Genomic DNA, 14123 nt, shown 5'->3' on the forward strand with positions numbered 1-14123 from the left:
GCCGAAACGTTTGGCGAGACGCTCGGTAACGGCGCTGCTCTGCGTGAAGAACCCAAGTTTTTGCCGAAGACCTTGGATTTCTCCTTGCAGTACCATTCCGTTGACGGTATACTATCCAATCGTGTCTTTACAAGATGACATGCAATTAGGTTTCATTGAACATATAAGAAGGAACGGGTCATGGATATCATTCGCGCCATCGAACAGCAGCAGATCAAGCAGGACGTCCCCGAGTTCAACGTCGGCGACAACGTGAAGGTTCACTACCGCATCACCGAGGGCAACCGCGAGCGTATCCAGGTGTTCCAGGGCGACGTCATCCGTCGCCAGGGCGCCTCGAACCGTGAGACGTTCACCGTTCGCAAGATCAGCTTCTCCATCGGCGTGGAGCGCACCTTCCCCGTGCATTCGCCGAAGATCGACCGCATCGAGGTCACGCGCAAGGGCGACGTGCGCCGCGCCAAGCTGTACTACCTCCGCAAGAAGGTGGGCAAGGCCGCGAAGATCAAGGAGAAGGCCTACCGCTAGGCCTGCAATCCGATTCGGATCTGCAAGAACCCCTCGCCGTCCCCGGATGGCGAGGGGTTCTTTTCGTCGCGGCGCGCTCGGGCGCGCGCGGCCTTCTGGTATCATAGTCGCTCGAAGACGAGCATGCCGAGGGGGATTCATGGGACCGACCGTCGCCGATATCAAGCAGCGCCTGCACGAGGCCGACGAGCGCGAGTTCGCGGTGCTCGAGCGCTCGCTCGTGGCCGACACGCGCAAAGGCGTGCGCGATGCCGTGGAACGTGCGCGGCAGCGCCTGGCGGCCGACGCTGCGGAGCGGCGGCGCCTGGAGGCCCTATACGCGTTCGAGCGCGCGTTGGCCGAAGGCCGCGGCGACGGCGTGATCGTGGGGCTCGACGAGGTGGGCCGCGGCCCTTTGGCCGGGCCGCTGGCCGTGGGCGCGGTGGTTCTGCCCGCCGAGCCCGTCATCGCGGGGCTCAACGACTCCAAGCAGGTGAAGCCCGAAGCGCGCGAGCGCATCGCCGTGCAGGTGAAAGCCGTGGCCGTGGCGTGGACGGTCGAGTACGTGGAGGCTTGCGACATCGACGCCTGCGGCATGACGGCGTCGCTCGTGCTGGCGTTTCGGCGCGCGATCGCCCGCATCGAGGAGGCCGGCGTGCATCCTGACGTGGTGCTGCTCGACGGCAATCCGATGCGTCTCGACGAGCGAGAGGTGAACGTGGTGAAGGGCGACGGGAAATGCGCTTCCATCGCCGCCGCCTCCATCGTGGCGAAGGTGGAGCGCGACGCGCTCATGTGCCGCTATGCCGAGGAGTACCCTGCATACGGCTTCGAGGCCTGCAAGGGCTACGCGAGCGCCGCCCACATCGAGGCCATCAAGCGCTACGGGCTGACGCCCATCCACCGCGCCTCGTTCTGCACCGCCTTCACGCAGCCGACGCTGTTCTAGCCCCTCGTGCGCAGGACGCTGCGCTTCTGCTGCCACGTCTCGGCTCCGCTGCGCTTCGGCGCCGCCGCGCGCCGCCCGCGCGTTTCCGCCGGTTCCGCCGATATCCGCGTTTCCACCGGCTTCCCCCTCGGGTCTCCACGCCGTTCGGCGCGCTTTCGAGCGTTGTCGGGCGGCTTTTTCATCTGCGGATACGGCGCGACATCGGATGCTCGTGGGAATCGCGTGCGCTCCGCGTTCGAACCGCGTTGGAAACGGTGGCACGGCGCGTGTACTTCGCGTGGAAACGGCGTCGCTTCCCGGATGGATTCCGCGGCGCGTTTCGCTGGATACGCGCCATCGGCGCGTAAGACGGCGTCCTTATCATGGAACCACAGACGAAAGGGGCGTGGTGCCATGGAACGGGAAACGGCGGCGGCGACGATCGTGCGCGAGGAAGCGGGAGGGAAGCCGGAGCGCAGCGCGGCGGCGCAGGGCGAAAGGGCGGACGGGGAAGAGCGCCGCGGGCGCGGGAGCGAAGCGACGCTCGAAGAAGGGCGCCGCGGCGCTCTTCCCCGTCCCGTCGCGCGACCGCTACGAGCGCATCGCCGCCCTGTTCCTGCAGGGATACGACGTGGTGGACGTGCCGGTGCGCTTCGACATCGTGTCCATCGTGGTGATCGCGCCCGACCGCGCGATGATCCGCCACCACATCAACGCGTTCGGCGCGCAATGAGCGTGCAGGGCCAATGCGTCGTGCGGGCCGCGACGCTGCGCGGGGTGGATGCCGTCCCCGTGGACGTGGAGGTGGTCGTGTCGAACGGGATACCCGGGTTCTCCATCGTGGGAATGGCCGACGCGTCGGTGCAGGAGTCGCGCGAGCGCGTGAAAGCCGCGCTGCGCTCGTGCGGCTTCGCCATGCCCGCCAGCAAGGTGGTGGTGAACCTGGCGCCGGGCGCGCTGCGCAAGACGGGATCGGGGTTCGACTTGCCCATCGCGGCGGGCATCCTGTGCGCGACGGGTCAGCTCGACCCGCGCGCGGTGGCCGGCCAGCTGTTCGTGGGCGAGCTGTCCCTGGAGGGCGCCGTGCGCCCGGTGGCGGGGCTGCTCGCCTACGCCCTGTGCGCGCAGCGGCTCGGCGTCGACCTCGTGTGCGCGCCGGTTCGGCGGGGGTTCGCCAAGCTCGACGGGCTCGTGCGGCGCGCGGCGACGTCGCTTTCGGGGTTCCGATCGGGGCCGTTCCCGGAAGCCGTCGCCGACGCCTCGCCGCGCAGCGCCGCAGCGCTGGACTTCCGCGACATCGCCGGGCACGACATGGCGAAGCGCGCGCTGCAGATCGCGGCGGCGGGCGGCCACGGGGTGCTCATGTCGGGCCCTCCCGGTTCGGGGAAGACGATGCTCGCATCGAGGCTGCCGTCCATCCTGCCGCCGCTGGCCGAAGCCGAGGCCATCGAGACGGCGGTCGTGCATTCGGTGGCCGGCGAGGAGGTGGAGTCGATCCTCGGCGGCGTGCGGCCGTTCCGAAGCCCTCATCATTCGGCCAGCCTGGCGGGCCTCATCGGCGGCGGCGCGCCGCTGCGTCCCGGCGAGATATCGCTTGCGAACAACGGCGTGCTGTTCCTCGACGAGCTCGCCGAGTTCAGCCCCTCGGTGCTGCAGGGCATCCGCCAGCCGCTCGAGTCGGGGCGGGTCACCATCACGCGCGCCGACGGCAACGTCGACTTCCCGGCGCGGTTCATGCTGGTGGCCGCCACGAACCCGTGCCCGTGCGGCTACTACGGCGACGAGGAGGAGCCGTGCACGTGCACGTACCGCCAGATGCAGCTGTACCGCAACCGCATCGGCGGGCCCATCATGGACCGCATCGACGTGCACATCGCCGTGCGCCGCATCCCTCCCGGCGAGGTGCTGGCCACCGGGAGGGGCACGAGCTCGGAGGAGCTGCGGCGCGACGTGCTGCGGGCGCGCGAGTACGCCTCGTGGCGACGGGCGCGCTTGGACGAGGGGGAGGGTCCCCGCACGTCGGAGGCGCTCGTCAAGGCGTGCGCGCTCACGGCGCAGGACGAGGGGTTCCTCGAGGGGGCGGCGCGGGCGAGCCGCCTGAGCGGGCGCGCCATCATGCGCACGCTCGCGTTGGCCCGCACGATCGCCGATATGGAGGAGAGCGCGCGCGTGGAGCGGGGGCACCTCTGCGAGGCCATCGGGTTCCGGCTGCGGGAGGGGGAGTCGTGAGGGCGCTCGCAGGGCGGAGGACGGTGCTCGAGCGCGGGGGCGCGGGGTACCCGCCTGCGCTCGAGCGCGTGCCGCAACCGCCCGAGCGGCTCTACGTGGCGGGCGACCCCGCCGCGCTCGAGGAGGGCATCGCCATCGTCGGCGCGCGCAAGGCCACGCCGTACGGGCGGGGGTGCGCGCAGCGCTTCGCGGCCTTGGCCGCGCGGCGGGGCGTCGTGGTGGTGTCGGGCGGCGCGCGCGGATGCGACGCTGCGGCGCACGAGGCCGCGCTCGGCGCCGGCGGGCGCACGGTGGCGTTCTTAGGCGGCGGGTGCGACCGCCCGTACCCGGCCGAGCATGCGGGGCTGTTCCAACGCATCGTGGACGGAGGCGGCGCGGTGGCCTCCGAATACGCGTGGGACGAAGATCCCAAGCCCTACCGCTTCCGTCTGCGCAACCGCCTCATCGCGGGGCTTGCGCGGGCCACGCTCATCGTGGAGGCGGGGCTGCCCTCGGGAACCTTCTCCACGGCCGACGAGGCGCTCGCGGCGAACCGCGACGTGCTCGTAGTGCCCGGCGCCATCACGGCCGCGTCCTCGCGTGGGGCGAACCGGCTGCTCTACCAGGGGGCGACGCCCGTCGTCGACGACGAGACGTTCGAGGACGCGCTGTTCTCGCTGTTCGGTCTCCTGAAGCAGCATGAGGCTGTCGGCGACGGATCGCGGCCGGGCGGCGACGGGCCGTCGAACCCGGTGGCGGACGCCCTGCGCGCCGAGCCGCTCGGCATGGAGCAGCTTTACGCGATCGCGACGGCGTCGTGCGGCGAGGCCGACGCGCGCTCGTGGCTCATGGAGCGCCTCGTGGAAGCCGAGCTCGCCGGCGCCATCGCCCGCCACCCCGACGGCCGCTGGGGCCCCGCCGTGAGGTGAGGGCCGACCCTCGGCGTTTGCATGCGGGCTATTTTTGTCATACAATAATATGGGAAAGCAGAGGGGCACATGAATCGCGTATTCGTGCATCCGCGGGTGATGGAACGTCATCCCGACCTGTCCGAAGCCGACGTTCTCGCGGCATGGGAGGGCTGCGAGCGGTGGGCTCAGCGAAGGGCATCGAACGCAAGCGTTGCGGTGGGCTTCGACGCTCGAGGGCGGTTCGTCGAGATGGTCGCCGCTCGCTCGCCGGACGGGGACTGGCTTATCTACCATGCCATGACGCCGCCTTCGAAGAAGGTGCTCGCAGAGGTCAGACTGAAGGGAAGGTAAACATGGATCGGGAAGAGCTCAACAAGGCGTTCGGCGTGACCGAGGAGCAGTTGGACGACTGGGCGGAAGAGTACGAAAACGGGACCTGGGACGCCTCGACGCTCGGCGAGGTGCGAAGGGGCCGTCCGTCGATCGCCGACGAGGACGTCAAGCCCGTGACGTTCCGCCTCCCTTCTTCTCAGATCCTCGCGGTGGACAGGCGAGCCGAGGAAAAGGGCATCACCCGTTCAGAATTCCTGCGCGATGCCGTGCAATCGGCGCTCGCCGATTGCGGTTGACGGGGCGCAATCGCAGGACGCGCGTAGATTCGGAGGTTTCCGGGCGTTTCCGGGCCGGGTTTTGCTATCCTTGACGGCATGTCTCAATCCGTAACCATACTGGGTGCCGGCCTCGCGGGGAGCGAGGCGGCGTTGCAGCTCGCCGACCGCGGCGTGCGGGTGCGCCTGGTCGAAATGCGCCCGGCGGTGCCCACGCCCGTGCACGTCACGGGGTGCTGCGCCGAGCTCGTGTGCTCGAACTCCCTCAAAAGCGAGAAGCCCGACAGCGCGGCCGGCATGCTCAAGCGCGAGCTCGCCGAGCTGGGCTCGCGGCTGTACGCCCAGGCGAAGGCCCATGCCGTGCCCGCAGGCGGCGCGCTGGCCGTCGACCGCGCGGCGTTCGCCTCAGCGGTGACCGTGCTCGTGGAGGCCCATCCGCTCATCCAGCTCGTGCACGAGGAGGCCGTCGACCTCGCGCAGGCCGCCGAAGGCGCCGACGCGCTCGTGGTGGCCTCGGGCCCGCTGACTTCCGACGCGCTCGCGGCGTCGCTCGTCCGCTTCACGGGCGAGGAGTCGTGCGCGTTCTACGACGCCGCCGCGCCCATCGTCATGGCTGACTCCCTCGACGGCGAGCGCCTGTTCCGCCAGAGCCGCTACGAGGATGCCGGCGCCGACGTGGGCGACTACCTGAACGCGCCCTTCTCGCGCGAGGAGTACGACGCCTTCATCGACGAGCTTGTGAGCGCCGAGCGCGTCATCCGCCGCGACTTCGAGACCCGCGACCTGTTCCAGGCCTGCCAGCCCATCGAGGAGATCGCCCGCAAGGGCCACGACGCGCCGCGCTTCGGCACGCTCAAGCCGGTGGGGCTCACCGACCCGCGCACGGGCCGCCGCCCGTGGGCCGCGCTGCAGCTGCGCGCCGAGGACGCCCACGGCTCCAGCTACAACCTCGTCGGGTTCCAGACGAACCTCACCTTCCCCGAGCAGCGCCGCGTGTTCCGCCTCATCCCGGGCCTCGAGCACGCCGAGTTCGCGCGCTACGGCGTGATGCACCGCAACACGTTCGTCGACGCGCCGCGCCTGCTGGACGCGAACCTGCGCCTGCGCACGCCCGAGGCCGAGCGGCTCGGGACGCCGGTGTACCTCGCCGGCCAGATCGCCGGGACCGAAGGGTACTGCGAGGCCATCCGCTCGGGGCTCCATGCCGCCATCGCCGTGGCCGCCGAGCTCGGCAACGCGCAGGCGCCCCTGCTGCCGAGCGAGACGGCGTTCGGCGCGCTCATGGCCTACGCCACCGACCCGGCCACGTCCGACTACCAGCCCATGCACGTGAACTTCGGCATCCTGCCCCCGTTCGAGCAGCGCATCCGCAACAAGCGCGACCGCTACGCCGCCTATGCCGCGCGCGGCGCCGAGGCGCTCGCCGCGTACCGCGACGAGCTGGCCGCGCGCGGCCTCGCGCTCGATGAGCGCGGCAAGCCGGAGGCGGCCTCATGACCGTGGGCGACGGCTCGTCGTCCTTGCGCGACCCCCTCGACTGCGATCCGCGCATCGTCGAGCTGATCGACGCGTTCTGCCACGCCATGCGCGTGGAGCGCAATGCCTCGGTGCACACGCTGCGCGCCTACCGCATCGACCTCATGGACTTCGCTCGCTGGGCCTTCCGCGAGCGCATCGACATCCTCGCGGCCACCCATCGCCAGCTGCGCCGCTACCTGGGAGAGCTCGACCGCGCGCAGTACTCCCGCACCACGGTGAACCGCCGCCTGTCGGCGTTGCGCAGCTTCTTCCGCTGGCTCAACGTCACCGGGACAACTGACGAGGACCCCGCGAGCATCCTGCAAGGACCCAAGCAGCCGAAGAGCCTGCCGCACGTCATCCGGGCGTCAGACATGGTGAAGCTGCTGACGGTGTACGGCAAGCGCGACATCGCCGGGCGCGAGCGCGACCAGTCGTCCGTCGACGCGCGCAACCAGGCGCTGCTCGAGTTCCTGTACGCGTGCGGCGCCCGCGTGTCCGAGGCGTCGGGATTGCTGGCGGCCAACGTGGACTTCGGCAGCGGCCAGGTGAAGGTGTTCGGCAAGGGGTCGAAGGAGCGCATCGTGCCCCTGCACGACATGGCGGTGTCGTCCATGCGCGCCTACGCCACGTGGGCCCGCCCGCTCATCCTGCGCGACCGCACCTGCGACTACTTCTTCGTGTCCACGCGCGGCAACCGCATGGGCACCGACGCCATACGCAAGATGTTCAAGGAGGCGCTGCGCCAGGCCGGCCTCGACGAGACGCTCTCGCCGCACGACATGCGCCACACCTTCGCCACCGACCTGCTCGACGGCGGCGCCGACCTGCGCAGCGTCCAGGAGATGCTCGGCCATGCCAGCCTGTCCACCACGCAGATCTACACCCACCTGTCCCCGGGCCGCCTCAAGCAGGTGCATGCCCGTACCCATCCGCGAGGGTAGGGTTCCCGGTTCCCACCCGGTTGCGGCTGCGTGACCGCCGGCTGACGCTTGGCGCGCGCCGCGATTCCCACCCGCTCGATCCTCCACAATCGGGGGCGTACATCGAAACGCTCACGACGTGCGCGCCGCGCACCGACCCATAAGGAGGCTTCATGAGCAAGAAGAAGATGCGGGCGTTCGCCGGCGCGATGGCTGTCGTGCTCGCTTTCATCCCGTTCCTGAGCGGCTGCACCACCAACGCGGCCGAGGACAACCCGCAGGCTCAGCAAGAGCTGAACGCCGACGAGCAATCGCGCAACGAAGCCGAGGGCTCCATCGGCGAAAGCGTCCAGTACGGCCAGGTCATGGCAGTGAACGGCACCGAGGCGACGGTCGTCGTCGGCACGCTTGACGACGCGAACGACGGCAGCGGCGGCCAGGCCTTCAACGCGGGCCAGGACGAGATCACGTTCGATGCGAACAACGTGTCCATCGTCGACGAGTCGGGCGCCGAGATCGAGGGCCGCACCCTTTCCGCCGACGACGTCATCGTCATGCGCGGCACGGGCTCCGGCTCCGGCTTCACGCCTACGACCATCGAGATCCTCGACGTGGCGGGCGCCGGCACGAACGCCGACGATGCGCGCGTTCCCCAGAACGTCCTGTAGCGAATTCCCGAGCGGGCCGGCGCTTCCCTGTGGAGAACGCCGGCCCGACCTTGCCTCGGCCGGCTTCGAGCCTATAATGGGCAGATGCTCGCGCGCGGCCGCGTGACGCGGGCGATCGGGTACAAGTCGCATCGAAGGAGCATGGCATGCAGCTGCTGAAGGTTTCGACCGAAAAGCTTCTGCTCGTGGCCGGCATCGTGTGGTTCATCGCCGGCGCGAACATCGTGAACATCGGTCTGACGGCCTTCCTGGACGAGACCGGGTGGCTGTTGTGGGTTCTGATCATCGGGACCCTCGTCATTTTCGTGCTGTTCCACATCTTCGTGTTCACGAAGATGGTAGGCAAGCACGCGAGCCGCATCACGGGTTACGAGGAAGACAAGACCCATGTGTTCAAGTTCTTCGACAAGAAGGGCTACATCATGATGGCCATCATGATGGGCGGCGGCATCGCGCTGCGCGCTTCGGGCATCGCCCCCGAGTGGTTCATCGCGTTCTTCTACACGGGCCTCGGCTTGGCGCTGGCGGTGGCGGGCGTCAGCTTCGTGCTGCGCTACTTCAAAAGCAGCAAGGCCGCCTGTCCGGCGATGCCGAGCACGTACTCCAAACATCATAAAGGCTAGCTTCGGAGCGGCAACGAAACGGTTACGCCTCGCTGTCGGCAACGGTGCGCTGCCGTACTATGGATGGGAAAGCGAAGTCGAAGGGCCGTCCGGGGCGGGCGGCCGTGAGGAGGGCCCATGGCACGCATCTTCGTCGTGGAGGACGACGCGTCGCTGCGCGACGAGCTTATGCGCCTGTTGGAGCTGCAAGGCCACGAACCGTTGACCAGCATCTCGTTCGACCGGATCGCCGACGACATCTTGGCCGCATCGCCCGACATCGTGATCCTCGACCTCAAGCTGCCCGGCACGGGAGGGCACTCCGTCTGCCGCGACCTGCGCCGCGCAAGCCAGGTCCCCATCATCATGCTCACCTCGTCCGACAGCGAGTTCGACGAGGTCATGAGCATGAACCTGGGTGCGGACGACTACGTCACCAAGCCCTACAACCCCGCCGTGCTGCTCGCGCGCATCCAGTCGGTGCTGCGGCGCTCCCAGAGCGCGGAGCCGCCGACGCGCATCGCCCATCGCGGCGTGGTGCTCGACGTGGCGCGCGGGCGCGTGGAGCACGACGGCCGTACCGTCGACCTCACGCGCAACGAGCTCAAGATCCTCCATATGCTCATGGCGAACCACGACGCCATCATATCGCGCCAGGAGCTCATGTGCGAGCTGTGGCAGTCCGACGCCTTCATCGACGACAACACGCTGACCGTCAACATCAACCGGCTGCGCAAGAGCCTCGGCAGCATCGGCGTGCCGGACGATTTCCTCATCACCCGGCGCGGCCAAGGGTACGTGGTGTGATGCGCGCGCCGCAGCGTCCGGGGGAGGGCCGCTCGCGATGACCTTGTCCGCCTTCCTCAAGGACCGTGCGATCTCCATCGCCATCGCCGTCGCATGCGCGCTCGCGCTGGGCTTCATGGTGGCCGTTCTGGGGGCGGGCGCCGATGCGTCGGTGCTGGCAGCGTGCATCGTGCTCGCCTGCGCCGCGGTGGCGCTGGCCGTGGACTTCGCACGGCGCCGCGCGTTCTACCGCGACCTCGAGCAGGTGGTGGGCGATCTCGATCGCACCTACTACGCCACGTCGCTCATCGAGCCGCCCGACTTCCTCGAAGGCCGGCTGGCCTTCGAGGCCCTGCAGGCATCGGGGAAGGCCGCTGCCGACGACGTGGCCGTGCACAAGCAACGCTCCGAGGCCTACCGCGACTACATCGAGCTGTGGATCCACGAGATCAAGACGCCCATCGCCGCCGCTGCCCTCATGGCTTCCGACCTGCACGGGCCGCAGGCGGCGCGGCTCAAAGGAGAGCTCGACCGCATCGAGGGGTACGTGGAGCAGGCGCTGTACTACGCGCGCTCCACCTCGCTCTCCCAGGACTACGCCATTCGCGAGACGAGCCTCGCCGATGCCGTGCGCGAGGCGGTGCGCAAGCATGCGCGCTACCTTATCGAGCGCGGCGTGTCGCCGACGGTGGACGTGCCGGACGACGTTCGCGTGTTCGCCGACGCGAAGTGGCTCGCCTTCGTCATCGGGCAGCTCGTGGCGAACGCGGCGAAGTACGGCGCGACGACGCTGCGCTTCTCCGTGCAGGAGGAGGGCGCGAAAACGAGCGGCGAGCGCACGGTGCTCGAGGTGGCCGACGACGGCTGGGGCGTGCCGGCCGGCGACGTGCCCCGCGTGTTCGAGCGGGCCTTCACCGGCGAGAACGGGCGGCGGGTCGGCTCGTCGACGGGCATGGGGCTGTACCTCGTGGCCGAGCTGTGCGCGAAGATGGGGCTGTCCGTGGCGCTCGCGTCGGAAGAGGGCGCGGGCACGCGCGTGCTGTTGGCGTTCCCGCACGATCGCCGCAGACTCGACCTGTGCGGATGAGACGGGGCGGGACGGGGGTGAGACAGAGGGACGGGGTAATTGTCTCATCGGACGATGAGACAATTACCCCGTCCCTCTGTCTCACCCCCGTCCCGCCTCCACTCTTGCATTTTCGTAAGGTACGCGTCACCGACTTCGATGGCGCCCGCGCGTACTGGGCCGTAGCATGGTCGCAGACCGTAAAGCGAGGAAGGATACGACCATGACCGAAGTCTACGCGACTCCGAATACCGCGCCCGCACCGCGCTCGGGCGCCGCGGCCCCGTCCCTGGGAAGCCGCCCCATCCTGTCGGTGCGCCAGATCGAGAAGGTGTACGGCAACCGCGATTCCGTCACCCATGCCATCAACGACATCAGCTTCGACGTGGCCCCCGGCGAGTTCGTGGGCATCATGGGGCCGTCGGGCTCCGGCAAGACGACGCTCTTGAACTGCGTGGCCACCATCGACACCGTCACGAGCGGCCACATCCTCGTCGACGGCCGCGACATCACGGGCCTGCGCTCCCGTGCGCTCGCGAAGTTCCGCCGCGACGACCTGGGCTTCATCTTCCAGGATTCCAACCTCCTGGACACGCTCACCGGCTTCGAGAACATCGCGCTCGCGCTGACGGTGAAGGGCGAGCCCGCCGCCTCCGTCAAGCCGCGCGTGCAGGCCATCGCGCGCACGTTGGGCGTGGAGGAGGTGTTGGGCAAGTACCCCTACCAGATGTCGGGAGGGCAGCGTCAGCGCATCGCCGCCTCGCGCGCCATGGTAGCCGACCCGAAGCTCGTGCTGGCCGACGAGCCCACCGGCGCGCTCGACTCGCGCAGCGCCACGGTGATGCTCGAGACCCTGTCCATGATGAACGCCGATCTGCATGCCACCATCATGATGGTCACGCACGACTCGTTCGCGGCCTCGTTCGCCAGCCGCATCCTGTTCATCAAGGACGGCGCGGTGTTCAACGAGATACGCCGCGGCGCCACGAGCCGCGCCGACTTTTTCAACCGCATCATGGAAGTGGTGACGTTCTTGGGCGGTGACGTGCGCGATGCTGGCTAAACTCGCATTCCGCAACATCGGGCGCTCGGTGAAGGACTACAGCGTGTACTTCGTCACGCTCGTGTTCGGCGTCGCGGTGTTCTACGCGTTCAACTCGGTGACGAGCCAGTCCATCCTGTTCGACCTCGAGGACGCGGCGTCGGCCAGCGTGTTCGAGATGACCGGGCAGTTCATCGGAATGTTCAGCGTGGTCATCGCCTGCGTGCTGGGCTTCCTCGTGCTGTACGCGAACGGCTTCCTCATCAGGCGGCGCAAGCAGGAGTTCGGCACGTACCTCATGTTGGGCATGAACCCCCGCAGCGTGTCGGCCATCGTGCTCATGGAGACGGCGGCGGTGGGTTTCGTTTCGCTCGTCGTGGGCCTCGCGCTGGGCTTCGCGCTGTCGCAGGGACTGTCGTTCGTCACGGCGGGGCTGTTCAACATCGAGATGACCCAGTACCGCTTCATCTTCTCGGTCGACGGCTTCGTGCTCACGCTGATGTGCTTCGTGCTCATCTTCGCCGTGACGGGGCTGTTCAACACGCTGTCCATACGGCGCTACAAGCTCATCGACCTGCTGTCCGCCCGCTCGAAGAACGCGCGCTTCCGCGTGCGCAACCCGTGGATCAGCCTCGTCGGGTTCGTTGCGGCCGTGGGCGTGGTCGCGTGGTCGTACCTCACGCTCCTGGACAACGGCCTCATGCAGTTCGACGAGGGGTTCTGGAAAGCCACCGTGCTCATGGTGATCGGCACGTTTTTGCTGTTCTGGTCGCTGGCGGGCTTCGCGCTCGCGGTGATCGAGCGCACGCGCGGCATCTACTTCAAGGGCCTGGCCATGTTCACGATGCGCCAGATCGCCAGCAAGGTGAACACGGCGTTCGTGTCGCTGTCGGTGGTGTGCATCATGCTGTTCTTCTCGCTCACCGTGTTCTCCACGGGCATGGGCCTGGCGCGCGCCTTCAGCGGCAACATCGAGGACGGCACGGTGTACGACGCCACGCTCACGGCGAACGTGTACCTCAACGCGGGCGGCGTCCACGACGAGGAGGCGCTCGCGAGCATGAGCGAGGAGGATCGCGAGTACCAGCGGGTCGCAGACGAGAAGGCGGCCGCCGTGACCGCCGATGCGGAGGCCTACGGCTGGGACATCGCCGCCAAGCTGGCGGACTCCTCGCCGGTGTGGGACCGGCTGGTCGATCGTTCCGCGCAGATCGATGCGTTCGTGAACGACGACGTGTCGTACGGCGAGCTCATGGACCGCTACGGGCACGACACGGGCAACGAGAAGCAGAACGAGGCGCTGCACAACCAGGGCGTCACGCTCATCGGCGTCTCGCAGTTCAACGCGGCGGCCGAGCTGTCGGGTCGGCCGACGGTGGACGTGGGCGAGGACGGCTACGCGGTGAACAACACGCTCGACGCGATGAAGGCGCTCTCGGAGGCCGTATCGCGCAAGGGCGAGACGATCGAGGCGGCCGGTCGCACCTTGACGGCTACGGGCGAGCTGCGCAGCCAGCCGCTCGAGGATGCCGCGTTCTCCGCGAGCGGGGCCGAGCTCATCGTGCCCGACGCGGTGATCGCCGAGCTGCGCGCTCAGGGCGCGATACCCGAGCAGAGCCTGCTCAACCTCATGTACAAGACGGATCGCGTCGAGGGCGACAAGCTGCTGGCCGAGATGCTCGCCGAGGTTTCGCCCGCGAGCGCGGAGGTGGCGGCGTCCGGATGGGCGTTCGGCCCGAAGCCCTGGCCCGTGACGCTGTCGTTCACCGCCGAGGAGGTGCTCGTCCAGTCGAGCGGCATGAACCTCATGATCTCGTACTTGGCGCTGTACATCGGATTCGTGTTCCTCATCGCCACGGCGGCCATCCTGGCCATCCAGCAGCTGTCCGAGACGAGCGATTCCCTGGGACGCTACCAGGTGCTCGCCGAGATCGGCTGCGACCGCCGCATGATATTCCGGTCGCTGCGCACGCAGGTGCTCGTGTACTTCCTCGTGCCGCTCGCGCTGGCCGTGAGCCACACCGTGTGCGCCGTCGGCATCATCAGCGACTCGGTGCTCGCGCAGCTGGGCGTGTCGGTGCTCGAGCCCGCGATGATGACCGGCGTGCTGGTGGGCATCGTGTACGGCGCCTACCTCCTGGTCACGTACTTCGCCAGCCGGAGCATCATCCGCGCCTCGCTCGGCAAGAAGCTGTTGGGCTAGGGAGGGGAAGATTGAGGCTGCGGTCCGAACGGGGCCGCAGCCGCTCATGGCGAAGGCGGGGCGGCGCTGTCCGAAGTTCGACGGCGCCGCTCCCGTTCGGCGCAGCGCGCGTAGCGGGCGGTTTCCGCGACGATTCCGGCCGCTTCGGGCGCC

15 protein-coding genes are annotated in these 14123 nt (G+C 68.7%); all 15 read left to right on the forward strand.

Annotated elements, in window-relative coordinates:
- Positions 1-180: 180 nt before the first annotated feature.
- The 15 genes from rplS (at position 181) to C1A15_RS09600 (ending at position 13970) form a co-directional block, all read left to right on the forward strand.
- Complete coding sequence (gene rplS, locus C1A15_RS09530; RefSeq protein WP_101722341.1) at positions 181-528, forward strand: 50S ribosomal protein L19; 348 nt, start codon at positions 181-183, stop codon at positions 526-528.
- Between the two features lie 139 nt (positions 529-667).
- Positions 668-1456, forward strand: a complete 789-nt coding sequence (locus C1A15_RS09535; protein WP_101722342.1) for a ribonuclease HII — start codon at positions 668-670, stop codon at positions 1454-1456.
- Positions 1457-1844: 388 nt separating this feature from the next.
- On the forward strand, positions 1845-2168 hold the full coding sequence (locus C1A15_RS09540; protein WP_146001841.1) for a hypothetical protein: 324 nt from the start codon (positions 1845-1847) through the stop codon (positions 2166-2168).
- Positions 2165-3664 (forward strand): YifB family Mg chelatase-like AAA ATPase, encoded by a 1500-nt coding sequence (locus C1A15_RS09545; protein ID WP_101722344.1) that lies wholly within the window; start codon positions 2165-2167, stop codon positions 3662-3664. Before C1A15_RS09540 ends, C1A15_RS09545 begins: the two co-directional genes overlap by 4 nt.
- The gene (gene dprA / locus C1A15_RS09550; RefSeq protein ID WP_101722345.1) at positions 3661-4572 is read left to right on the forward strand and encodes a DNA-processing protein DprA; all 912 of its coding nucleotides are present in this window, start codon (positions 3661-3663) and stop codon (positions 4570-4572) included. Before C1A15_RS09545 ends, dprA begins: the two co-directional genes overlap by 4 nt.
- Before the next feature lie 69 nt (positions 4573-4641).
- Positions 4642-4905 carry a hypothetical protein gene (locus tag C1A15_RS09555; protein WP_101722346.1) on the forward strand — a complete coding sequence of 88 codons (264 nt, stop codon included), beginning with the start codon at positions 4642-4644 and terminating at the stop codon, positions 4903-4905.
- Between the two features lie 2 nt (positions 4906-4907).
- Positions 4908-5183 carry a ribbon-helix-helix domain-containing protein gene (locus C1A15_RS09560; protein WP_101722347.1) on the forward strand — a complete coding sequence of 92 codons (276 nt, stop codon included), beginning with the start codon at positions 4908-4910 and terminating at the stop codon, positions 5181-5183.
- Positions 5184-5261: 78 nt separating this feature from the next.
- A complete protein-coding gene (gene trmFO, locus C1A15_RS09565; protein ID WP_101722348.1) occupies positions 5262-6659 on the forward strand; it encodes a methylenetetrahydrofolate--tRNA-(uracil(54)-C(5))-methyltransferase (FADH(2)-oxidizing) TrmFO in 1398 nt (465 codons plus the stop codon).
- Positions 6656-7624 (forward strand): tyrosine recombinase, encoded by a 969-nt coding sequence (locus C1A15_RS09570; protein ID WP_101722349.1) that lies wholly within the window; start codon positions 6656-6658, stop codon positions 7622-7624. The genes trmFO and C1A15_RS09570 overlap by 4 nt, the downstream gene beginning before the upstream one ends.
- A 152-nt stretch (positions 7625-7776) precedes the next feature.
- On the forward strand, positions 7777-8271 hold the full coding sequence (locus C1A15_RS09575; protein WP_101722350.1) for a hypothetical protein: 495 nt from the start codon (positions 7777-7779) through the stop codon (positions 8269-8271).
- A 146-nt stretch (positions 8272-8417) separates the two neighbouring features.
- Entirely contained in the window at positions 8418-8894 is a 477-nt protein-coding gene (locus C1A15_RS09580; protein WP_101722351.1) for a hypothetical protein, read from the forward strand.
- Between the two features lie 117 nt (positions 8895-9011).
- Positions 9012-9680, forward strand: a complete 669-nt coding sequence (locus tag C1A15_RS09585) for a response regulator transcription factor (RefSeq protein ID WP_101722352.1) — start codon at positions 9012-9014, stop codon at positions 9678-9680.
- 37 nt (positions 9681-9717) lie between these two features.
- Positions 9718-10746, forward strand: a complete 1029-nt coding sequence (locus C1A15_RS09590) for a sensor histidine kinase (protein WP_101722353.1) — start codon at positions 9718-9720, stop codon at positions 10744-10746.
- Positions 10747-10948: 202 nt separating this feature from the next.
- Positions 10949-11788: an ABC transporter ATP-binding protein gene (locus tag C1A15_RS09595; protein WP_101722354.1), complete on the forward strand. Its 840-nt coding sequence runs from the start codon at positions 10949-10951 to the stop codon at positions 11786-11788.
- On the forward strand, positions 11778-13970 hold the full coding sequence (locus C1A15_RS09600; protein WP_101722355.1) for an FtsX-like permease family protein: 2193 nt from the start codon (positions 11778-11780) through the stop codon (positions 13968-13970). Before C1A15_RS09595 ends, C1A15_RS09600 begins: the two co-directional genes overlap by 11 nt.
- The last annotated feature ends 153 nt before the right edge of the window (positions 13971-14123 follow it).

This window comes from Eggerthella timonensis, assembly GCF_900184265.1.
Classification (GTDB): Bacteria; Actinomycetota; Coriobacteriia; order Coriobacteriales; family Eggerthellaceae; genus Eggerthella; species Eggerthella timonensis.